At 69.1% G+C, this 21,528-nt stretch carries 20 protein-coding genes; 14 read left to right on the top strand and 6 right to left on the bottom strand.

The features are described 5' to 3' along the window. Positions 1-27 precede the first annotated feature (27 nt). Both FMQ63_RS07940 and FMQ63_RS07935 read left to right on the top strand, forming a co-directional pair. Complete coding sequence (locus tag FMQ63_RS07940) at positions 28-813, top strand: alpha/beta fold hydrolase (protein WP_011550305.1); 786 nt, start codon at positions 28-30, stop codon at positions 811-813. A 25-nt stretch (positions 814-838) separates the two neighbouring features. Next, positions 839-1,273, top strand: coding sequence for a hypothetical protein (locus FMQ63_RS07935; RefSeq protein ID WP_011550306.1), 435 nt, complete (start codon positions 839-841; stop codon positions 1,271-1,273). A 107-nt stretch (positions 1,274-1,380) separates the two neighbouring features. Here FMQ63_RS07935 and FMQ63_RS07930 read toward each other — a convergent pair whose 3' ends face one another. Together FMQ63_RS07930 and FMQ63_RS07925 are read right to left on the bottom strand one after the other, a co-directional pair. After that, positions 1,381-2,076 carry a molybdopterin-dependent oxidoreductase gene (locus FMQ63_RS07930; protein ID WP_011550307.1) on the bottom strand — a complete coding sequence of 232 codons (696 nt, stop codon included), beginning with the start codon at positions 2,074-2,076 and terminating at the stop codon, positions 1,381-1,383. Beyond that, complete coding sequence (locus FMQ63_RS07925) at positions 2,069-2,746, bottom strand: cytochrome b/b6 domain-containing protein (protein ID WP_020477933.1); 678 nt, start codon at positions 2,744-2,746, stop codon at positions 2,069-2,071. The genes FMQ63_RS07930 and FMQ63_RS07925 overlap by 8 nt, the downstream gene beginning before the upstream one ends. A gap of 269 nt (positions 2,747-3,015) precedes the next feature. On the opposite strand from FMQ63_RS07925, the gene FMQ63_RS07920 reads away from it, so the two are divergent. From FMQ63_RS07920 to FMQ63_RS07880, 9 genes are all read left to right on the top strand, one after another. Next, a complete protein-coding gene (locus tag FMQ63_RS07920) occupies positions 3,016-4,119 on the top strand; it encodes an outer membrane beta-barrel protein (protein WP_011550309.1) in 1,104 nt (367 codons plus the stop codon). A 108-nt stretch (positions 4,120-4,227) separates the two neighbouring features. After that, the gene (kdpF, locus tag FMQ63_RS07915; RefSeq protein WP_020477932.1) at positions 4,228-4,317 is read left to right on the top strand and encodes a K(+)-transporting ATPase subunit F; all 90 of its coding nucleotides are present in this window, start codon (positions 4,228-4,230) and stop codon (positions 4,315-4,317) included. A 9-nt stretch (positions 4,318-4,326) separates the two neighbouring features. Next, complete coding sequence (kdpA, locus tag FMQ63_RS07910) at positions 4,327-6,048, top strand: potassium-transporting ATPase subunit KdpA (protein ID WP_011550311.1); 1,722 nt, start codon at positions 4,327-4,329, stop codon at positions 6,046-6,048. A 1-nt stretch (position 6,049) separates the two neighbouring features. Then, positions 6,050-8,110, top strand: coding sequence for a potassium-transporting ATPase subunit KdpB (gene kdpB / locus FMQ63_RS07905; RefSeq protein ID WP_011550312.1), 2,061 nt, complete (start codon positions 6,050-6,052; stop codon positions 8,108-8,110). Positions 8,111-8,124: 14 nt separating this feature from the next. Further along, complete coding sequence (gene kdpC, locus FMQ63_RS07900; RefSeq protein ID WP_011550313.1) at positions 8,125-8,760, top strand: potassium-transporting ATPase subunit KdpC; 636 nt, start codon at positions 8,125-8,127, stop codon at positions 8,758-8,760. Positions 8,761-8,848: 88 nt separating this feature from the next. Beyond that, positions 8,849-10,018 (top strand): sensor protein KdpD, encoded by a 1,170-nt coding sequence (locus FMQ63_RS07895; RefSeq protein ID WP_011550314.1) that lies wholly within the window; start codon positions 8,849-8,851, stop codon positions 10,016-10,018. Further along, positions 10,015-11,862, top strand: a complete 1,848-nt coding sequence (locus FMQ63_RS07890) for an ATP-binding protein (RefSeq protein WP_011550315.1) — start codon at positions 10,015-10,017, stop codon at positions 11,860-11,862. The genes FMQ63_RS07895 and FMQ63_RS07890 overlap by 4 nt, the downstream gene beginning before the upstream one ends. Before the next feature lie 208 nt (positions 11,863-12,070). Further along, entirely contained in the window at positions 12,071-12,370 is a 300-nt protein-coding gene (locus FMQ63_RS07885) for a DUF4258 domain-containing protein (protein ID WP_020477931.1), read from the top strand. After that, complete coding sequence (locus tag FMQ63_RS07880) at positions 12,367-12,873, top strand: type II toxin-antitoxin system MqsA family antitoxin (RefSeq protein WP_011550317.1); 507 nt, start codon at positions 12,367-12,369, stop codon at positions 12,871-12,873. The genes FMQ63_RS07885 and FMQ63_RS07880 overlap by 4 nt, the downstream gene beginning before the upstream one ends. A 76-nt stretch (positions 12,874-12,949) precedes the next feature. Here the strand turns inward: FMQ63_RS07880 and FMQ63_RS07875 are convergent, their stop codons facing one another. After that, positions 12,950-13,417, bottom strand: coding sequence for a hemerythrin domain-containing protein (locus FMQ63_RS07875; protein WP_026113916.1), 468 nt, complete (start codon positions 13,415-13,417; stop codon positions 12,950-12,952). Positions 13,418-13,557: 140 nt separating this feature from the next. Continuing rightward, positions 13,558-14,919: a sigma-54 dependent transcriptional regulator gene (locus FMQ63_RS07870; protein ID WP_011550319.1), complete on the bottom strand. Its 1,362-nt coding sequence runs from the start codon at positions 14,917-14,919 to the stop codon at positions 13,558-13,560. Positions 14,920-15,077: 158 nt separating this feature from the next. On the opposite strand from FMQ63_RS07870, the gene FMQ63_RS07865 reads away from it, so the two are divergent. Further along, entirely contained in the window at positions 15,078-15,467 is a 390-nt protein-coding gene (locus tag FMQ63_RS07865; protein WP_201423377.1) for a hypothetical protein, read from the top strand. A gap of 377 nt (positions 15,468-15,844) precedes the next feature. Continuing rightward, a complete protein-coding gene (locus FMQ63_RS07860) occupies positions 15,845-17,437 on the top strand; it encodes a methyl-accepting chemotaxis protein (protein ID WP_011550321.1) in 1,593 nt (530 codons plus the stop codon). A gap of 61 nt (positions 17,438-17,498) precedes the next feature. Here FMQ63_RS07860 and FMQ63_RS07855 read toward each other — a convergent pair whose 3' ends face one another. Then, positions 17,499-19,154, bottom strand: a complete 1,656-nt coding sequence (locus tag FMQ63_RS07855) for a formate--tetrahydrofolate ligase (RefSeq protein WP_011550322.1) — start codon at positions 19,152-19,154, stop codon at positions 17,499-17,501. Positions 19,155-19,395: 241 nt separating this feature from the next. After that, positions 19,396-19,830 (bottom strand): hypothetical protein, encoded by a 435-nt coding sequence (locus FMQ63_RS37800; RefSeq protein ID WP_225909680.1) that lies wholly within the window; start codon positions 19,828-19,830, stop codon positions 19,396-19,398. Positions 19,831-19,983: 153 nt separating this feature from the next. On the opposite strand from FMQ63_RS37800, the gene FMQ63_RS07845 reads away from it, so the two are divergent. Next, positions 19,984-21,528, top strand: coding sequence for a cell wall metabolism sensor histidine kinase WalK (locus FMQ63_RS07845; RefSeq protein ID WP_225909681.1), 1,545 nt, complete (start codon positions 19,984-19,986; stop codon positions 21,526-21,528).

The raw sequence follows: 21,528 nt of genomic DNA, 5'->3' as shown, positions 1-21,528 counted from the left end.
TTTATCTCGTTGCAACGGAGAGACGGAATGCCCACGACTTCAGCGAAAGACGGGACTTCGCTCCACTACCGTGTCGTGGGTGAGGGTCCGCGCACGGTCATCCTGGTCCACGGTTGGATGGTATCAGGCGCGGTCTGGGATGCGCTGGTGGAGCGCCTGGACCTGACGGGGCTGCGGCTGGTGATTCCGGACATGCGGGGCTCGGGTCAGTCGGGCCGGCCGGACGGAGGCTTCAGTCTGGAGTCGCTGGCGCACGACGTGCTGGCCGTGGCGGACGCCGTGGACGCGCGGCGCTTCACGCTGGTGGGGCACAGCATGGGCGGCCAGCTGGTGAAGTGGGTGGCCGCGGAAGTGCCGGCGCGCGTGGAGGGGCTGGTGCTCCTCAACACGGTGCCCGCCGCGGGTCTTCCGCTGCCTCCGGATGCGGCGGGGCTGTTCCGCACGTCGGCGGACAGCCGCGAGAAGAAGCAGACCATCCTCGGACTCGCGTGCAAGCAGTTGTCGCCGGAGGCCCTGGAGGCGTTGGTGAAGGACTCGATGGGCGTCAGCCCGGCGGCCATCGAGCACGTCTTCGACGCGTGGACGGCGGGTGGCTTCGCCGACAAGCTGGCCTCGATTACGGCGCCCACGCTGGTGTTGGCCACGGACGACGCCTTCCTGCCGGCGGCCTTCCTGCGGGAGGCGGTGGTGTCGAGGATTCGCGGCGCGCGCCTGTCGTACCTTCCCGGCCCCGGTCATTACCCACAGGTGGAGCGCCCGGCGGAGACGGCGGCGCTGGTGTCCGCCTTCCTCGCCGGCTCCCAGCCGGCCTGAGCGCCCGCTTCGAGGAGGCAGCACGATGGCCTGGAACATGTCCTTCGAGTACGACGCGCTGAACGACGTCGTCACCGCCTACTTCACCGACTGCGTGTTGGTGAGTGAGGCGGACGTCCTTCGCTGGCGGAAGGAAGTCGAGGAGCACCTTTCCAAGTACCCGCCCAAGGTGGACCTCCTCATCAACCTGGACGGGCTGGTGGTGAAGTTCACCGCCGGCCGCGTCTTCGGCAAGGAGCGGCGCGAGGTGCTGGAGCGCTACACGCACCGCTCGTATCGCTTCGGTGGTGACGAGATGACGCGCATGTTCGTGCTCACCAGCGGCGCCATCAACGGCGCGGCCGTCAATCACTACGCCACCCGCGACGAGGCGCTGGCCGCGCTCCAGGCCGAGCGCGAGGCGCTGCGCAAGCGGGGCTTTTCGCCCTTCGGTGGTGGCTTCGCCGGCAGCAAGGTCTGAGTCTTGCTCCCCAGCCTCATGCGCGGCGGTGCGTCTGAACACACGCCCCGTCGCAGGCGTCGATGGCTGTCGTTGATGTCGTGGGCGCGTGGCGAGTTGAGGGGGCCTCACACGCCCGCGAACCACTCGTAGCCGCGGTCCTCCCAGTAGCCTCCGGTGGGCTCGGGCAGGAAGTTCACCTCGGTGAGGTACTTCACCATCTTGTAACCCAGCTTCACGCCCGAATAGAGGCGCAGCGGCGCGCCGTGGCCGGGCGTCAGTGGCTGGCCGTTCATTCCGTAGGCCAGAATCGTCTGCGGATGGAAGGCGCTGGGCCGGTCCCAGGACGAGTAATAACCCGCGTCGAACGAGCGCAGCTCCACGTAGCCCGCGCGGGTGTCCGCGCCCACCTGGCGGGCCAGCTCGCTCAGGCGGACGCCATGCCAGGACGCCACCGCGGTCCAGCCTTCCACGCAGTGGTGGCGAATGCGCAGGTCCGTGCGAGGCATTCGCTGGAGGGCGTCCAGCGTCAGCACGGTGGGGTGCGCCACGAGCCCGCCCACTCGGAGCGCCCATCCCGAGGGCGCGAGCGGCACCGTGTCGGAGACGTAGTATTCGGGGAACTTGCCTGGAGGCGTCGTCTCCTCGGGAGGCAGCTCCGGCGCCAGCCGGCGTTCATCGAACAACAGGGCCTGCGCGCGCGCGTTGAAGCGCTCCATGACGCCCAGGAAGCCCTCGTGAGGGCGGCTGCTGTCACACGCGCTGGCCGTGAGCGCGGTGGTGCCCAGCAGCGCCGTGCGCCGCGTGAGGAGGTGTCTAGGCATCCGGCTTCCTTCCGCCCGTCACCATCTCCGCCAGGCTTCGCGGGTGGAGCAGCACCAGGGTGATGTGGCCCACGGTGAACAGGGCGAGCAGCGCCAGGATGACGAGGTGGATGGCGCGCGCCGCGTCGTAGCCACCTAGCAGCGAAGTGAGCGCGCCGAACTGCACGGGCTTGTAGAGGACCAGCCCGGAGAGCACCGCGAGCAGTCCCAGCGCCAGCGTGCCCGTGTACGCCAGCCGCTGAAGGCCGTTGTAGAGCCCCTGCGCGGGCGCGTGTTTTCGCACGCGCAGGTAGAAGGCGAGCGTGTCCAGGGCGTTGCGTGTGTCGCGGCGGGGCAGGAAGAGGCGGCGGCGCCACTCACCGCTGAGGGCGAGGTAGAGCACGTACGCCACGCCGTTGAGGATGAGGAACCACGCGAAGGCGAAGTGCCAGTGACGGGCGCCGGCCAGCCAGTTCCCCAGCCGCATCCATTCGGGTGGAGGGATGCCCTGGTAGGGATACCAGCCGTAGGGCCGGCCCTGTGGTCCGAGCATGGGATAGGCGACAAGTATCTGGAGTCCGCTGGCCGCCATGATGAGCAGCAGCGGTACGTTGAGCCAGTGGGTGACTCGGATGAGCCACGGCTGAGGCCTGCGTCGTTCAGGGGCTTGCACGCGCGCGGAAGAAAGCACCCGGCATCACGCGGCGTGGGCGCGACTTGTCCCGCGTTGGTGGACAGCCATCATTCAGGGCGGGGGCCGCTCACCCTTCGTCGACGTGAGGACGGGCTCTGGCCTCGCGGGGCAGGAAGCGGCGGCGGATTTCAGCGCGCACGATGCTCCCGAGCCCGTTCGTGCAAGTTGCAACCTGGAGAATGGCGGCAGGGACACAAGCCCCTGGAATGACAGGGGGTTCGTGAGCCGTGGCCGGGCACGGCGCGTGCTCTTGGGGAGACACGACCATGCTCGCTTCTCCACTGCCATCCCTGGTGTCCTCCCTGTTGTTGTCCCAGGCCCCTTCGCCGGAGCCGTCTCCCGATGCCGAAGCCCCGGGCCTGCTGTCTCGCCTGGAGGTGGAAGGCGGGGTGGACGTCTACTTCGGCTACAACACCAATCGCCCCGCCGACGGTGCCAGTTTCATCCCTGGCACGGGCACCACCGCCCGGCGGGACAACGAGGTCTCCATCAACCTCGCGTCGCTGGGCGTGTCGCTCGCGCCCGAGCCCGTGGGCTTCAAGGTGTTGCTGGGCTTCGGCACCGGCATCGAGGTGCTGCACCAGGCCGAGCCGGAAGGCCCGGCCATCGGGCCCGAGGTGTGGCGCCATCTCCAGCAGGCCACGGTGTCGTACGCGACGGGACCGCTCACGTTGGAGGCGGGCGTCTATCCCAGTCACATCGGTCTGGAGTCGTTCCAGTCGCGGCTCAACTGGAACTACACGCGCTCGTGGATGGGTGAGCTGTCGCCCTACTACCAGTCCGGCCTCAAGAGCACCTGGGCCTTCGATGACGCGTGGAGCGCGCAGCTCCACCTGCTCAATGGCTGGCAGACGATTGGAGAGAACAACCGCGGCAAGGCGCTGGGCACGCAGGTGGCCTACGCGGGCCCGCGGCTATCCACCGCCCTCAACACCTTCGTGGGAGAAGAAGGTGACGGTGGCCTGCGACTCTTCGTGGACGCCGTGGCCACCTGGAAGGTGACGCACGCCTTCGCGCTGGCCGCCACGGCGGACGTGGGCCGGCAGGCGCGTTCCGGACAGTCGGCGGCCCTGTGGTACGCGGCGGGCTTCAACGCGCGGGTGCAACTCTCCGACGTCGTGGCCGTTGCCGCCCGGGTGGAGGCCTATCGCGACGAGGACGGGCTCATCACGGGGGCCGTCCAGACGTTGGCGGGCGGCACCCTCACCCTGGAGTTGAAGCCCGCAGAACACCTGGTCCTCAAGATGGAGGCGCGCCGCGACACCTCCACCGCAGACGTGTTCACCGGCCGCGCCACGGGAGGGGATGGCGCGCCCATGCTCGAGGACGCCGAGACGCTCGGGGTGCTCAGCGCCGTCGCCTGGTTCTGAACAGGAGCCCCATCTCATGGACCTCGTGCTCGTTCTTGTCACCGCCGCTTTCTTCGCGCTCGCGTGGGTCTACGTCCACGGATGCGAGCGCCTGTGAGGCATTGCCCGATGACTTTCGAATATGCCGCTGGCGCCGTCCTGTCCGTGCTGCTCGGTGCCTACCTCATCTACGCGCTGCTTCGCCCGGCGCGCTTCTAGGCCCCCGCCATGTCCTTCATCGGTTGGTCGCAAATCCTGTTGTTCTTCGCCTTGGTGCTGGCGGTGACGAAGCCGCTGGGGGCCTATCTCTTCCGTGTCCTCGAAGGGGACACCCGTCCGCTGCCGCGCGTGCTGGGCCCCTTGGAGCGCCTGCTGCTGCGCCTGTGCGGCGCGGCGGACCGGCACGAACAGACGTGGGTGGCCTACGCGAGCTCGCTGCTGGCGTTCAGCCTCTTCAGCGTCCTCATCGTCTACGGCCTCCAGCGCGTGCAGCACCTGCTGCCGCTCAATCCGCAAGGGCTGGGAGCGGTGGGGCCGGAGCTGGCTTTCAACACCGCCGTCAGCTTCACCGCGAACACCAACTGGCAGTCGTACGCGGGTGAGTCCACGCTCAGCTACCTCACGCAGATGGTGGCGCTGGCGTGGCAGAACTTTGTCTCCGCCGCCGCGGGCATCGGTGTCGCGCTGGCGCTGGCGCGTGGTTTCACCCGCCGGCCCGGTCCGGACGGACAGAAGACGTTGGGCAACTTCTGGGTGGATGTGATGAACGCCACCCTCTACGTGTTGCTGCCGCTGAGTCTGCTCTACGCGCTCTTCCTGGTGTCGCAGGGCGTGCTCCAGAACTTCGCGCCCTATGCGCAGGTCGTGACGCTGGAGGGCGCGAGTCAGACGCTGGCGCAGGGACCGGTGGCCTCGCAGGAAGCCATCAAGACGCTGGGCACCAATGGCGGCGGCTTCTTCAACGCCAACAGCGCGCACCCCTTCGAGAACCCCACGCCCTTCACCAACCTGGTGCAGATGCTGTCCATCTTCGCCATCCCCGCGGCCCTCACGTACACCTACGGGAAGATGGCGGGAGACACCCGGCAAGGCTGGGCCCTGCTCTCGGCGATGTCCGTCCTCTTCCTCGTAGGCGTGGCCGCGGTGTACGCGGCGGAGTCCCAGGCCAACCCGGCGTTGAGTGTCGCGGGGCAGGTGGCGCAGGCGGGAAACATGGAGGGCAAGGAGGTGCGCTACGGCATCGCGGCCTCCTCGCTCTTCGCCGCCGTCACCACCGCGGCCTCGTGCGGCGCGGTGAACGCGATGCACGACAGCTTCACGCCCCTGGGCGGCCTGGTGCCCATGGTCAACATGCAACTGGGCGAGGTCGTCTTCGGCGGCGTGGGCGCGGGCCTCTACGGCATCCTCGTCATGGTGGTGCTCAGCGTCTTCATCGCCGGGCTGATGGTGGGCCGCACGCCCGAATACCTCGGCAAGAAAATCGAGGCGCGGGAGATGAAGCTCGCGATGTTGTACGTGCTCGTCTTCCCGCTCTTCACGCTGGGCTTCAGCGGGCTGGCGGCCGTGCTGCCGCAGGGCGTGTCCTCGCTCAACAACGCGGGGCCGCACGGCCTGTCCGAAATCCTCTACGCGTACACCAGCGGCACGGCGAACAACGGCAGCGCCTTCGCGGGCCTCAACGCCAACACGCCCTTCTGGAACATCACCCTGGGCGTGGCGATGCTCGGCGGGCGCTTCCTGATGATGGTGCCCGCGCTGGCCATCGCAGGCTCCATGGTGGGCAAGAAGGTGGTGCCAGCGGGCCCGGGCACCTTCCCCACGCACGGCGTGCTCTTCACCGGTCTGCTGGTGAGCGTGATTGTCATCGTCGGCGCGCTCACGTTCTTCCCCGCCCTCTCCTTGAGCCCCATCGTCGAGCACTTCCTCGCCGGGGCTGGAAAGCGCTACTGAGATGTCCTCGCCTGCTTCGAAACCGGCGTCGCTGCTGGACGCCTCACTGCTCAAACCCGCGATGGTGGACAGCCTGCGAAAGCTCCACCCGCGCGACGTGGCCCGCAACCCCGTCATGTTCGTGGTGTGGGCTGGGAGTCTGCTCACCACGGTGTTGGTGGTGAAGGATTTGGTGGCGCCGCGCCCGGATGCCGCGCCGCTGGGCTTCACCGTGCAGGTGACGCTGTGGCTGTGGTTCACCGTGCTCTTCGCCAACTTCGCGGAGGCCGTGGCGGAGGGCCGCGGCAAGGCCCAGGCTGGCGCCCTGCGGAAGATGCGCAAGGAGACCACCGCGCGCCGCTGGAAGGACGGGCGCGAGGAGCGCGTGCCCGCGCCGGACCTGCGCAAGGGGGACGAGGTGATTTGCGAGGCCGGGGACCTCATCCCCGGTGACGGTGAGGTGGTGGAGGGCATCGCCAGCGTGGACGAGTCCGCGATTACCGGCGAGTCCGCGCCCGTCATCCGGGAGTCGGGTGGTGACCGCTCGGCGGTGACGGGCGGAACGAAGGTGCTCTCCGACCGCATCCGCGTGCGCATCTCCGCCAACCCCGGCGACTCCTTCCTGGACCGGATGATTGGCCTGGTGGAAGGCGCGGCCCGGCAGAAGACGCCCAACGAGGTGGCGCTCCACATCCTGCTGGTGGGGCTCACCCTCATCTTCCTGTTGGCGTGCGTGACGCTGGTGCCGCTGGCGCTCTACTCGGGAGTGCCGCTGTCGGGCACGGCGGTGGTGGCGCTGCTGGTGTGCCTCATTCCCACGACGATTGGCGGCCTGCTGAGCGCCATTGGCATCGCGGGCATGGACCGGCTGCTGCGCAAGAATGTGCTGGCCATGAGTGGCCGCGCGGTGGAGGCGGCGGGTGACGTGGACACGCTGCTGCTCGACAAGACGGGGACCATTACCCTGGGCAACCGCATGGCCACGGAGTTGCTCCCCATGCCGGGTGTGCGGATGGAGGAGCTGGCCGAGGCCGCGCAGCTCGCCAGTCTCGCGGATGAGACACCCGAGGGGCGCTCCATCGTCACGCTGGTGAAGGACACGTACAAGATGCGCCCGCGCGAGCTCCAGGCGCACCACGCCACCTTCGTGCCCTTCACCGCGCAGACACGCATGAGCGGCTGTGACCTGGTGGACCCGCACCCGCGCAGCATCCGCAAGGGCGCGGTGGACGCCATCGTCACGTACGTCCGTTCCCAGGGCGGCGCGGTGCCGGATGAGCTGGCGCAGGCGTCGGGCCGTATCGGCGACGCGGGTGGAACACCGCTGGCGGTGGCGGACGGTGCGCGGCTGCTGGGCATCATCCACCTGAAGGACGTGGTGAAGGGCGGCATCAAGGAGCGCTTCGACCGCTTCCGCGCCATGGGCATTCGCACGGTGATGATTACGGGCGACAACCCGCGCACCGCCGCGGCGATTGCACGCGAGGCGGGCGTGGATGACTTCCTGGCCGAGGCCACTCCCGAGGCCAAGCTGGCCCTCATCCGCACCGAGCAGGGCCGCGGCAAGCTGGTGGCCATGACGGGCGACGGCACCAACGACGCGCCCGCGCTGGCCCAGGCGGACGTGGGCGTGGCGATGAACACCGGCACCCAGGCGGCGAAGGAGGCCGGGAACATGGTGGACCTGGACTCCAATCCCACCAAGCTGCTGGAGGTGGTGGAGGTGGGCAAGCAGTTGCTGATGACGCGCGGCACGTTGACGACCTTCTCCATCGCCAACGACGTGGCGAAGTACTTCGCCATCCTCCCGGCGCTCTTCATGGGCGTGTTCCCGCAGATTGCGCCGCTCAACGTGATGGGGTTGTCCTCGCCGTTCAGCGCGGTGCTGTCGGCCGTCATCTTCAACGCGCTCATCATCATCCTGCTCATCCCCCTGGCGCTGAAGGGTGTCCGCTACCGCCCGTTGGGCGCCGAGGCCCTGCTGCGGCGCAGCCTGCTGCTGTACGGCGTGGGCGGCGTCATCGTTCCCTTCGTGGGCATCAAGGTCATCGACGTGCTGCTCGGCGCCGTGGGTCTGGCGTGAAAGGACTTATCCCCATGTTCTCCACATTCCTCACGGCCCTGCGCACGTGCGTCGTCACGATGGTGCTCACGGGGCTGCTGTACCCGCTGGCCGTCACCGGGCTTGCGCAGCTCCTCTTTCCGGGGGAGGCCAATGGCTCGTGGGTGAAGGACGGCCGGGGCCGCGTGGTGGGCAGCGCGCTCATCGGCCAGGGCTTCACCCGGGCGGGGTACTTCCATCCGCGTCCTTCCGCCGCTGGCGCGGGCTACGACGGCGCGGCGTCCTCGGGCAGCAACCTGGGGCCCACGTCGCTGAAGCTGAAGGAACGCGCGGCGGCCGAGCTGGAGCGCCTGCGCCGGGAGAATCCGGATGCAGCGGGGCCCGTTCCCGCCGAGTTGGTGACGACGTCCGCGTCTGGGTTGGACCCCCACCTGTCGCCGGAGGCGGCGCGCTGGCAGGCGGCGCGGGTGGCACGGGCCCGCGGCGTGGCGCTGGAGCGGGTGCTGGACGTGGTGGACGCGCGGGTGGAGGGGCGGACCTTCGGCGTGCTGGGCGAGCCGCGCGTCAACGTCCTGCTGTTGAACCTCGCGTTGGACAGGCGCTTCGGGCCGCTTCCGGACGCGGCGCCGGGCGTGGGGGGCAGGGCCTCGCCGGGCCAGGGCGCACCTTGAGCGACGTGGGGGGCACGCGCATTCACCACGTGAGATTCGCCGGGCGCGAGGGCATCCTCCGCCCCGCCTCCCACCAGATGGGCAGAGGATGACGATGACGCGGCGCTCACGCGCGGAGGACTTCCTGGAGCTGGTGGAGCGGGGCAGGCGTGGCCGGCTCAAGCTCTACATCGGCTTCGCGGCCGGGGTGGGGAAGACGTACCGGATGCTGGAGGAGGCACACGCGCTGAAGCGGCGCGGCGTGGACGTGGTGCTGGGCTTCGTGGAGTCGCATGACCGCGCGGACACGCAGGCGCTGGTGGAGGGCCTGGAGGTGGTGCCGCGCAAGCAGTACTCCTACCGCGACGTTACCGTGGAGGAGATGGACCTGGACGCGGTGCTCGCGCGCAAGCCCCAGGTGGCGGTGGTGGACGAGCTGGCTCACACCAACCTTCCGGTGTGCCGCCACCGCAAGCGCTATCAGGACGTGCAGGCGTTGCTGGACGCGGGCATCAACGTCATCGGGGCCTTCAACGTCCAGCACCTGGAGAGCCTCAACGATTTGGTGGAGCGCGCCACCGGCGTCGCCGTGCGGGAGACACTGCCCGACAGCTTCCTCAAGGCCGCCGACCAGGTGGTGAACCTGGACCTGGCGGTGGAGGACCTGCACGAGCGGCTCCGGACGGGGAAGATCTACGCGAAGGACAAGGTGCCGCGGGCGCTGGAGCGCTTCTTCACGGAGGAGAACCTGGCCACGCTGCGCGAGCTGGCGCTGCGTGAGGTGGCGGAGAGCCTGGACCGCGCCACCGCGAGGCCGCCTCCGGGAGAGGGAGATGAAGGTTCGCAGCGGAGCGCGGCCTGGGGCCGGGTGCTGGTGGCGCTGTCCAGTTATCCCCGGCACGCGGCGACGCTGATGCGCCGGGGCTCACGGATGGCGGGCCGGCTGAACACGGACTGGTTCGTCGTGTACGTGGAGACGCCGCGCGAGGCGCCGCACCTCATCGACGCGGAGGCGCAGCGGCATCTGCTGACGAACATCGAGAAGGCGAAGGAGCTGGGCGCGGAGGTGGTGCGCCTGAGGGCTCGAGACCCGGTGGAGGGCATCCTGGACTTCGCGCGCTCGCACGGCGTGGGTCACATCATCGTCGGCCGTTCGCATCAGCCGTGGTGGAAGCAGCGGCTGGGGCGCGCGGTGGACATGAGGCTGGTTCGTGAAGGCCGGGGCTTCGACATCCACGTGGTGGCCTTCGAGCCGCGCGAGGAGGGACGCCGCCCATGACGCTGCGAGCCCGGTTGTTGTTGGCGCAGGCACCCCTGGCCCTGGCGCTGTTGTTGGTGGGCGTGGTGGCCGTGGTGACGTTGTCCCAACTGGGGCGTTCTGGGCCTCGGGTGCTTCAGGACAACTACCGCAGTGTGCTGGCCGCGCAGGAGATGATGGCGCAGTTGGAGCGCATGGACAGCGGGGCGCTCTTCATCATCGCGGGTGAGCGGCAGCGCGGGCTGACGCAGCAGGCGGCGCAGCGCGCGCGCTTGGAGTCGCAGTTGCGGGTGCAGGAAGGCAACGTCACCGAGCCCGCCGAGGATGCGGCGACGCTCCGGTTGCGCACGTCCTGGCGGCGTTACCAGGAGGCCTATGACGGGTTCCTCGCCCAGTCGTCGCCGGAGGGGGCGCGGGAGGCGTACTTCGGTGTTCTCGAGCCGGCCTTCCAGGAGGTGACCGGAGCGGCCCGGGCCATCCTGGACCTGAACCAGGACGCCATGGTGCGCAAGAGCGAGGCGTTGCAGCGGCAGAGCGCGCGGGTGAACACGGTGATGGTGGCGGCGGTGATGGTGGCCTTCGTGGTGGGGTTGTTCGCGTCGCAGTCGCTGACGCACCGGGCGCTCCGTCCGGTGTCGGTGCTGTCACAGGCGGTGCGGCGCCTGGGCGAGGGCGACTACGCGGCGCGCGCGGTGGTGGAGGGACAGGACGAAATCGCGCAGGTGGGGCGGGACTTCAACGCCATGGCGGAGGCGCTTCAGCAGTACCGGCGCAGCAGCCTGGGTGAGTTGCTCCAGGCGCAGGCGGCATCACAGGCGGCCATCGACAGCCTGCCGGACCCGGTGGTGGTGTTCGGCGCGGACGGAGGGCTGCTCAACGTCAACCGCGCGGCGGAGGACGTGCTGCGGCTGTCGCTCGAAGCGGGCGGGGACATGCTGGGGCAGGTGGTGCCGGAGGCGCGCGCGGTGCTGGAGCGGGTGCGTGAGCACGTGTTGACGGGGCGAGGGGCGTATCAGCCGCGCGGGTACGAAGAGGCGGTGCGGGCGCCGCTCCCGGACGGGGACCGGTGGCTGCTGGCTCGGGGAAGTCCGGTGCATGGCGAGTCAGGGGAGGTGGTGGGGGCCACGGTGATTCTCCAGGACGTGACGCGGCTGCGGCGCTTCGACGAGCTGAAGAACGACCTGGTGGCCACGGTGGCGCACGAGTTCCGCACGCCGCTCACGTCGCTGCGCATGGCGCTGCACCTGGTGACGGAGGGCGTGGTGGGGCCGGTGACGGAGAAGCAGGCGGACCTGTTGTTCGCGGCGCGCGAGGACTCCGAGCGGCTGCAGGGCATCGTGGATGACCTGCTGGACCTGTCGCGCATCCAGGCGGGGCAGCTTCAGTTGGAGATTCGCCGGGTGCCGGCGGAGGAACTGGTGGACGCGGCGCTGGACGCTCAGCGGATGGCGGCGGAGGAGCGCGGGGTCCAGGTGTCGAAGCAGGTGGGGCTGGACGTGGAGCCGGTGGACGTGGACCCGGAGCGGCTGGGGTTGGTGCTGGGGAACCTGGTGGGCAACGCGGTGAAGCACACGCCCCCGGGAGGCGAGGTGGAGGTGCACGTGTGGCAGGAATCGCACGGGGTGCGCTTCGAGGTGCGCGACACGGGGGAGGGGATTGCCTTGGAGCAACAGGCGCGCATCTTCGAGAAGTTCTACCGGGCACCCGGCGCGCCTGCGGGAGGCGCGGGGCTGGGGCTGTCCATCGCGAAGGACATCGTCCAGGCACACGGCGGGGACATTGGCGTGGTGAGTACGCCCGGCCAGGGAAGCACGTTCTGGTTCACGCTGCCCCGGCGGGAAGAGTCCGGGCCGGCGAGCGTGTGACGCGAAGGTCGTCCGTTCAGCATCGAGGACAACCCAGAGGGTGAGTCAGAGGCCTTCTGTACGGTTGGCGTGCTGTGCACGTGAAAAGCCAAGAACTTCGAACGCTTGGGAAATCACTTGTGCGCGTTGATTCGTCGTTGTTACTAATCTTGCGGTCACCGCAAGTCAAATGGCGGTGGTCCGCGGCGTAAGGGGGGAGTGGAGGGCGTTGAGCAAGGAACCCTTCAAGCGTTTCGAGGCGCTCAGGTTTGCCCGGCGCCTCTTGGACGAGGGCTCGTTGGTTCTCAAGCAGCACGCGAAGGACCGCATGAAGGAGCGGAATCTCGCGACCACGGACATCGAGAACATCATCGAAGGCGGCGTCGTGAACAGCGAGGGGGAGCAGAAGGATGGTCGGTGGACCTACGTCATCGAAACCCCACGAATGGGGCTCGCGGTGGCCTTTCGCTGTGACGAAGCGGGTGAGGCGCACGAGTTGGTCATCGTGTCAGTCTGGAGGAAGTCATGAAGTGTGAGAGCTGCGGTGGGGAGCTCTTGGAGACACGACTCGACAGCTACCACTTCGACGAGAGTGGGCTGGAGGATGTCATCCTCGTGGGGGTGATTGAGCGTCGGTGCGAGAAGTGCAACGAACGAGAGGTCGTGATCCCGAGGTTGAAGGAGTTGCACCGGACGATTGCGAAAGCCCTGGCCGCGAAGAACAGCCTGCTGACGCCGCTGGAAGTTCGATTCCTGCGCAAGCATCTGGGGTTCTCACAGGCTGACTTCGCGAAGCGCATCAATGTCCGCTCTGAGGCTGTGTCCCGCTGGGAGACCGGCGCCGAAGAGTTCAGCTGGCATTTCGAGCTGCTTCTTCGCTTGATGGTGATGTTGGAGCTTCACGAGCGGAACTACACCGTGAAGTCCTTCGACGAGGTCCAGGAGAAGAGACTCACTGCCCCTGTCCGAATTTTCGCGGAGAAGTCCGCGTGGAGGCCAGACAGCACCAACATGCTGACCGCTGCCTGCTGAGGAGCGGTGTGCCTCAGGGCAACACCGCGCCCTCGTCTTCATGCCGCTTACGTCCCCGTGCGTTGAACCCCAGGCCTCAGGCGTTCGCCTGACCCTGGAGCTTCTGCATCTCCTCGCGGCGGACCTCGGAGGCGGTGCGGACGATGTCCTTGCACGACATGCCCAGGTCCTGCTCGGTGACCTTCTGACCGAGCTTGGGCAGTACGTCGCGCTCCTCCATCGTCACGTGGTCCTTCACCACCTTCTCCAGTTCGCCGAACAGGGCCACCAGCTTCTGCGGGTCGTTGCGCGCGCGAATCATCTGGGCGATGAGCTCCGTCATCTCCCCGTGCTCCTCGACGGAGTCCTGAATCAGCTTCTCCTCCACCACCCGGCGCGCGGCGGGGTACACCCAGCGTTCTTCAATCGTGGTGTGCAACGTGAGCGCCTCCGCGAGCTGGATGCCAAGCTCTTGCTTGCTCGCATCGTCCTTCGCCGCGCGACAGGCATCGAACAGCGCTTCCAACTCACGGTGCTGCTGAATCAACAGGTCAATCACGTCCACGTCTGTGCTCCTTGGAATCGGTTCGGTGTCCTCCAAGGCTCCGCATGCTCGCAGGACGTCGCAATCACCGCTCCAGGCACGAGGAGAAGCCCTGCCCGCTCTGCTCCCGTGGAACACCACGGGCGCTCCCAGGCCCGTGCTCAGCCCTCGCCCGACTCGTACTTCTTCCGCTTCCGCCACAGCGTGGACGCGTCGATGCCCAGCACCCGCGCTGCCTCATCCAACGTGGGCGCCGAGGCCATGACGCGCAGCACGTGCTCGCGCTCGATGTCCTCCAACGTGTGCGGCCCGCCCAGGGTCATCACCGGACTCCCCGCCGCGGCGATGCGGTCGGGGAACGCCTGCGGCTCCAGCACCTCCGCGGGCCAGACGATGAGCGCTCGCTCCATTGCATTCCGCAGCTCGCGCACGTTGCCCGGCCACCCATAGGCCAACAGCATCTTCTCCGTCGCGGGCGACAGCTCCGGCGGTGGGCGCTGCGCCGCGCGAGCGAAGAAGGAGACGAAGCGCCGGGCCAGCGAAAGCAGGTCCTCCGGCCGCTCTCGCAGCGACGGCAGCTTCACCTCGATGACGTTCAGCCGGTAGAGCAGGTCCTCCCGGAAGCGCCCCTCGGCCACGTCCTTCTCCAGGTCCCGATTCGTCGCCGCCACCACCCGCACGTCCGCCTTGCGCGTGCGTCCCTCGCCCAGCCGTTCGAACTGCTTCTCCTGGAGGAAGCGCAGCAGTTGCGCCTGGAGCCCCGGACTCATCTCCGCGATTTCATCCAGGAACAGCGTGCCCCCTTCCGCCGCCTCCACGCGTCCTGGCTGGTCCTTCACCGCGCCGGTGAACGCGCCGCGCACGTGGCCGAACAGCTCGCTGGCCAGCAGTTGCTCGGACAGCGTGGGACAGTTGACGGTGACGAAAGGCCGGCGCCGCCGAGCACTCATCGAATGCAGCGCGCGGGCGAGCACCCCCTTGCCGGTGCCACTCTCTCCCCGCAGCAGCACCGCCGCGTCGGACGCCGCCGCGCGCGTCAACAGCCCGATGGCCGCGTGCATCGCGGGCGAGGCTGTCTCCAACGTGGCCTCCGGCACCGCCTGGGAAAGCTGCCCCTCCAGGTTCTCCAACTGCGATGCCAGCTCCTGGTGCCGCCGCGCCTTCTCCACCGCGTGGCGAATCTGCGCGGGCGTGAAGGGCTTGGGCAGATAGTCCCGTGCCCCGCGTCGCATCGCCTCCACCGCCGTGTCGAACGTGGCGTAGGCGGTGATGAGCACGACGTCCAGGTGGGGCGACTCGGCCAGGAGGCGCGGCAACAGCTCCATTCCGCTGGCCGTGCCGAGCCGCAGGTCGACGAAGGCCAGGTCGGCGGGGCCTTGCGCCAGCGCGGCCAGCGCGGCCTCGGGGGTGGCCGCCTCGCGGACCTCACAGCCGAAGCCCTCCAGGCACACGCGCAGGGTGTGGCGGATGTTCCGCTCGTCGTCCACCACCAGCACCCGCATGGGGCGCTCACCAATGTCCATGACTTCATCCTAGGAGCAATCCGCGCCAGCGCGCGGTCAGACTCCCGCGCGGCGTGCGGGAGCTCACGCAATGGCCGCCCGGCTTGTTGGCGGTTGCCTCACATCCGCTGCACTCCGTGCTGGCGTTGCTCCCCGGTTTGGGCTGGAACAGGGGGCGTATGCGCTTGATGGGGATGATGGCAGGCGGCCCACCGCCCGAAGACGATGAGGAGGAGAACGTCTTCTCCCGAGCCCGAGGCCCCTCGCCGGCCGAGAAGCGGACTCGGAAGGCCGTGCTGGTGGGGCTGGTGCTGCTGTTGCTCGGCGGCGTCTGGCTGTACCTCCAGGGAGGGGAGAACCGGGCGCTGAACGCGTTGTCTCCCGCGCAGCGGGCCTCCCTCTTCCAGGAGACGCGCGACTCCTTCCACGAGATGTGCATGGGGGATGCGGGCACCAGCCGCTTCCCGAAGCGCTGCGCGCAGATGGCGGACTTCCTCACCCGCTTCACGGAATGTGACGCGACCTGCCAGCAGGAGATTGCGCCCGCGCTCCAGCGCTCCGTGCGCTGATACGGGGCGCCACCGGGGAAGCGACGGCCTGCTCTCCTACCCGGAGCGCGCGGTGAAACCGGGCCATGGGTTGGGATGCGCTCGCCCAGGTGGGGTTGGGTCCTACCCGTCTTTCACGGCGCTCCGCGTCCGTCTGAATGACACGGGTGGTGAGAGTTACCAGCCCGCAGACAGTTGGCTATCCTACGACGCGCGGCGTGAGCACCGGCCGCACGGGTTTGTGGCTCCCACGGGAGTCCACGGAAGGATGGCGACATGTGCTGGTGCAGCGGGCCTTGGAAAACGGGGTGGCTCTTCCACAGCCGGATTCTGGCCGCGGCGCGCGGCGTGGAGTCGCAGGCGTTGAAGGGGGCTCACGGTAGCGGGGAGGCCAGCGGGTGCGTCTGAAGCTCAAGCAGAAGATGATGTTGTTGCCGGCTGTTGTCGCGGTGTTCCTGGTGGCCATCCTGGTGGCGTTCATCGCCCTGGGCGCGCGCTCCGGTGGCGTGTACGCGCGCATCAGCAGTTCGCAGGTTCCCACCATCGAGCTGAACCGTGAGGTGATGCACCGCTTCCCGGGCCTGCACCGCAACGTGCTGGCGGCGGTGGCGGCGAAGGCGGGAGGGTTGGAGCCGCTGAGCGCGGAGGTGGACGAGCTCCAGTCGAAGCTCGACCTGGCGGGGGCCGTACCGGACGCGAACCGCCAGCGGGTGGATGAACTCAAGTCGTCCCTGGCCACGTACTGGACGAACTCCAGGGCGGCGGTGACGTTCGCGGTGGAGGGGGACGAGAAGGCGGCGTCCGCGCTCGCGAGCGTGGAGTCCCTGGCCGCCGCGCTGTCCCATGAGCTGGAGAGGGCCGTGGAAGCGGATGGCCAGGCCATCGCGACCTCCTACGCGGAGGTGGCCGGGCTGCACCGCGCCACCACCTGGACGGTGTGCGTGCTGGTGCTGTTGTGCATCGCGCTGACGGTGGGGCTGGCCTACTGGCTGCACCGCGAGGTGACGCTGCCGCTGGCGAAGCTGACCCACGTGGCCACGCGCATCGCGGAGAAGGGCGACCTGACGCAGGCCATCGACGTGAGCGCCCACGACGAGGTGGGCGAGCTGGCGCGCGGCTTCCAGGTCATGGTGACCCGGCTGCGCAACGTGCCCACCACCATCCAGACGGTGGTGACGGACCTGACGAACGCGGCGAAGACGCTGACGCAGGCCAGCCAGGAGCAGGTGAACTTCCTCACCAATCAGTCCCGCAGCCTCACCGAGGCGAGCACCACCATCGCCGAAATCGCGCAGACGTCCAGCATGGCCGCCAGCCGCGCGGAGATGGTGCTCCGCGTGGCGGGACAGGCGGATGCGTTCAGCGCGTCCGGCCAGGAGTCCATCGAGAAGAGCGCCGAGGGCCTCCAGCAGATTCGCCAGCGCGTGGGCGCGCTGGTGGGCAGCATCGCGCACCTGAGCGACCAGGCCGTGCATGCCGGTGAAATCATCGGCAGCGTGAAGGACCTGGCGGACCAGTCCAACGTGCTCGCGCTCAACGCGGCCATCGAAGCGGCGCGCGCCGGGGAACAGGGCCGGGGCTTCGCGGTGGTGGCGCGGGAGATGCGCTCGCTCAGCGGCCAGTCGCTGCAGAGCACCCAGCGCATCGGCAAGATTCTGCTCGAAATCAACCAGGCCATCCGCCAGACGGTGGGCATCGCCGAGGGCGACAGCGAGAAGATGGAGGAGGGCATCGAGCAGGTGCTCGCCTCGGCCAACACGCTGAAGGAAATCACCACCGTGGTGCAGGAGAGCAGTCAGGCCGCGCGCCAGATTGTGGCCTCCGTCACCCAGCAGAACGCGGGCATCGCGCAGATGACCGAGGTGATGACCACGCTGTCCTCCATGATGGCGGACGTGGTGACGGCCACGATGACGGCCGAGCAGGCGGTGACGCAAATCAACGCGTCGCTGGGACAGCTCCATGAGCTGTCCACCGGCTTCCGCGTCTGACGCCGCCTCGGGGCCGCGCGGGTGCCACCGTCCTGGGTGGCACCCCGGCTTGGGGCTCGGCTCACTCCCCCTGCATCAGCCCGGTGACGCGCCCGTCGTCGTGGACGGTGACGCGGCGGGCGGCAGGCTCGCGTGGCAGGCCGGGCATGGTGAGGATTTCTCCAGTGAGCGCCACCATGAAGCCCGCGCCCGCGGACAGCCGCACCTCGCGCACGGTGAGCGTGAAGCCGCGCGGCCGCCCCAGCTTCGTGGGGTCATCCGACAGCGACAGGTGCGTCTTCGCCATGCACACGGGCAGTCCGGCGCCGCCCAGCTCGCGGATGGCGTCCAGGTCCTTCTTCGCGCTCGCGGTGAAGGCCACGTCGTCCGCGCCGTAGACGGTGCGCGCGATGGCGGCCACCTTCTCCTCGGGTGTCTGCGCCACGTCGTAGAGGAAGCGCGGCTGGGGCGGCGCGGCGTCCGTACCGTCCAGCATCTCCAGCACGCAGTCGGCCAGCTCCAGCGAGCCGTCACCCCCTCGCGAGAAGCCGTCACACACGGCCGTCTCCACGCCGCGGGCCTTGCCGAAGGCGCGCAGCTCTTCCAGCTCGGACTCGGTGTCCTGCGGGAAGCGGTTGACGCACAGCACGGCCGGCAGGCCGAAGGCGGCCACCGACTCCAGGTGCTTCTCCAGGTGGGCGAAGCCGCGAACCAGGGCCTCGCGGTCCGGCTCGGCCACGCGCGCGGGGGAGGCGCCCCCGTGGTGCTTCAGCGCGCGCAGCGTCACCACCAGCACCACGCCCCGGGGCCACAGCCCGCTGCCGCGGCACTTGATGTCCAGGAACTTCTCCGCGCCCAGGTCGAAGCCGAAGCCCGCCTCCGTGATGACTTCATCCGCGTAGGCCAGCCCCATGCGCGTGCCCATCACGGAGCTGCACCCGTGCGCGATGTTGGCGAAGGGGCCCGCGTGCACCAGCGCGGGGCCGCCCTCGCGTGTCTGGGCGAGGTTGGGCATCAGCGCGTCCTTGAGCAGCGCCACCATGGACGCCGCCGCGTCCACGTCGCGCGCGCGCACCGGCTGGCCGTCCCGGGTGTGGCCGATGATGACGCGTCCCAGCCGCGCCTCCAGGTCCTTCAGGCCCTCCGCGAGCGCGAGGATGGCCATGACCTCGCTGGCGGCGGTGATGTCGAAGTGGTCCTCGCGTGGCACGCCCTGCGCCTTGCCGCCCAGGCCGACGATGACGTTGCGCAGGAAGCGGTCATTCATGTCCAGCGCGCGCCGCCAGCGCACGCGCGTGGCATCCAGGGCCACCGGCTGGCCGTAGAAGACGGCGTTGTCCACCAGCGCGGACAGCAGGTTGTTGGCGCTGGTGATGGCGTGCAAGTCACCGGTGAAGTGCAGGTTGATGTCGGCCGCGGGCTCCAGGCTGGCCTGCCCGCCGCCGGTGCCGCCGCCCTTCACGCCGAAGACAGGGCCCAGTGACGGCTCGCGCAGGGCCGCCACCGCGCGGCGCCCTCGCTTGCGCAAGCCCATGGCCAGCGCCACGGACATGGTGGTCTTCCCTTCGCCCGGCGGCGTGGGGTTGATGGCGGACACGAGCACCAGGCGTCCCTGCCGGCCGCCCCGCTTGCCGAGCGCGTCCAGCGACACCTTGGCGCGGTGGGTTCCCCACGGCAGCACGTCTTCGGGAGACAGGCCCAGCTCGGCGCCCACGTCGGTCATGGCTCTCAGCGTCATGCAGGGAATCTCCGTGCGGAACTGGCAGCGGTCAACGGCGGAGACGCATGCCTGCTACAATTCAGGGCTGTGAAGACCTTCGCTCGTGTGTCTGGATTCCTGCTGGTCTGCATTCGCGGCGTCAGCCCCGTGCTGGCGGCGGACCAGCGCGACATCGAGACGCGGTCCGATGTGTCTGTCGGAATGGATGTCGGGCCCGCTGGTCGCCGCTCCCATCATCGAGGACTGCTCCTAGCGCGCGTCAGTCCAGGCGGAAGCCTTCGGGGGCGCGCGGGTCCTTCCGTTCATACATGTTGAGGTACAGCATCACCGGCTCCTCCAGCCCGTCGTAGGTGACGACGTACACGTCGAGCATGCCGCTGCCGAACGGCGCGCCCTCCGACTCGAAGGCGCAGCAGCTTCCTCCCCGCTCGTAGCGGATCTTCTGCCCCTCTGGCCCCCGCAGGTGCTGGAGGTATTCGTGTTCGCCGCCGACACCTCCACCCACGTGGATGGGGTCGTTCTTGCTGTAGCCATAGCCGGAGGGCGCGCTGGGCGCGCTGGGCGCGCTGGGCGTGGCCTCGGGGGCCGCCGCTTCCGTCGCGGGCTCGTCTGGCCGGGTGGCGCCAGCGGTGGAGGCACAGCCCGTGGCCAGCACGGGCACCAGGAACAGCATCGCGAGGCGAGAGGTCGTCATGTGGCGGAAGCCTACCGCTTTCGCATGGCAAGCGGCCTGGGAGTCGGAGCCCCTTCGGCGGTGGCGGCCGAGCAGGGGGGCCCCTTTCATGCCCTTGGCGGGCGCCGCATCTTTCCGCCGGAAATGTCCCGCCAACGAGGCCGAGGAGCGCCCATGTCGAAGGCCCACATCTATGAGGAAGGACGGAGCGGATGGGGCGCGCCTGGGGCTGCCGAGGCCCGTCACCCGAGCGGGCCCGACTTCGCTCCGGCGCTGCTGAGATTGGGGCAGGCGCTCCAGGCGGCGCTCATCGTCGACGCGCACGGACGCGTGCTCTGGATGGACGATGCGCTGACTCACGCCACCGGGCCGCAGGGAGAGCCCTTTCAAGGGCGTTCCGTGGCCGAGGTGCTCGCTCGGCTGCCCTGGCTCGCGCAGGCGATGCAGCCCGCGCTCCAGGGCAAGGCCGGTGTTCACGAGGAGCCGGGCCTGACGGCCTTCGTCCTGCCCATGTTCGATGAGCAGGGGACATTGTTGGGAGCCTGCGCGCGCCTCCAGCTTCCTGAGTCCTCGATGGGGCAGGTCGCCGAAGGCGGTCTGACGCGGCACGCGCCGGAGAGCCTGGCGCACATGAACTCGGTGCTGCGCGCCACGTTCGACTCGATTGCGGAAGGCGTCATCGTGGTGGACCTGAACAAGCGCGTCACGGCCTTCAACAAGCGCTTCCTCGACATCTGGGGGCTGACCGAGGAGATGATGGTGGACCGCGACGCGGAGCGGGTGCTGGTGCGCGCGGCGGGCGGCGTGAAACACCCGGAGTCGTTCACGTCGCGAATCCGGGAGCGCTTCGAGCCGTCCGAAGAGGTGGACGTGGAGACGGTGGAGTTGCTGGACGGGCGCATCCTGGAGCGCAAGTCGCTGCCGCAGCGGATGGGGGGCGCCATCATCGGCCGCGTGTGGAGCTACCGCGAGGTGACGGCGGAGCGGCAGGCCGAGGCCGAGCGCGAGCGGCTGCTGCGCGAAGCCCAGGAGGCCATCCGCGTGCGGGACGACTTCCTGTCCATCGCCGCGCACGAGCTGAAGACGCCGCTCACGCCGCTGAAGCTGCACCTCCAGATGCTGCGGCAACACGGCGCCGAGGGGGACGGGGCCTCCGCCCGGCACGTGGACAAGTCGTTGATGCAGGTGAGCCGCCTGACGGGATTGGTGAATGACCTGCTGGACACCTCGCGCATCCAGGAAGGGCGGCTGACGCTGAAGCATGGGCCCGTCGTGTTGCAGGAGCTGGCCCATGACGTCGTCTCCGAGATGCGCCTGTCCAGCGCGCACCACCGGGTCGAGTACGAAGCGCCGGAGGCACCCCTGGTCGTCCTGGGCGACGCGGACCGGCTCGCGCAGGTCCTGGTCAACCTGATGGAGAACGCCTTCAAGTACAGCCCCAGTGGGGGAACGGTTCGCGTCCGGGTGGCTCGGGAGGACCGCCACGCCCATGTCTCCGTCCAGGACGAAGGCATCGGCATTCCGCGGGATCAGCAGGAGCACCTCTTCGAGCGCTTCTTCCGTGCTCGCAACGCCCCCATCTCCGGCTTTGGTGGGCTGGGGCTGGGGCTCTACATCTGCGGGGACATCGTCGAGCGGCATGGCGGCCGTCTGTGGGTGGAGAGCGTGCTGGGGCACGGCTCCACCTTCCGCTTCACCGTGCCGCTGGCGTCCACGTGA

The organism is Myxococcus sp. CA005 (assembly GCF_006518205.1).
Taxonomy (GTDB): Bacteria; Myxococcota; Myxococcia; order Myxococcales; family Myxococcaceae; genus Myxococcus; species Myxococcus xanthus.
This window is presented reverse-complemented; position numbering and strand designations above follow the sequence as displayed.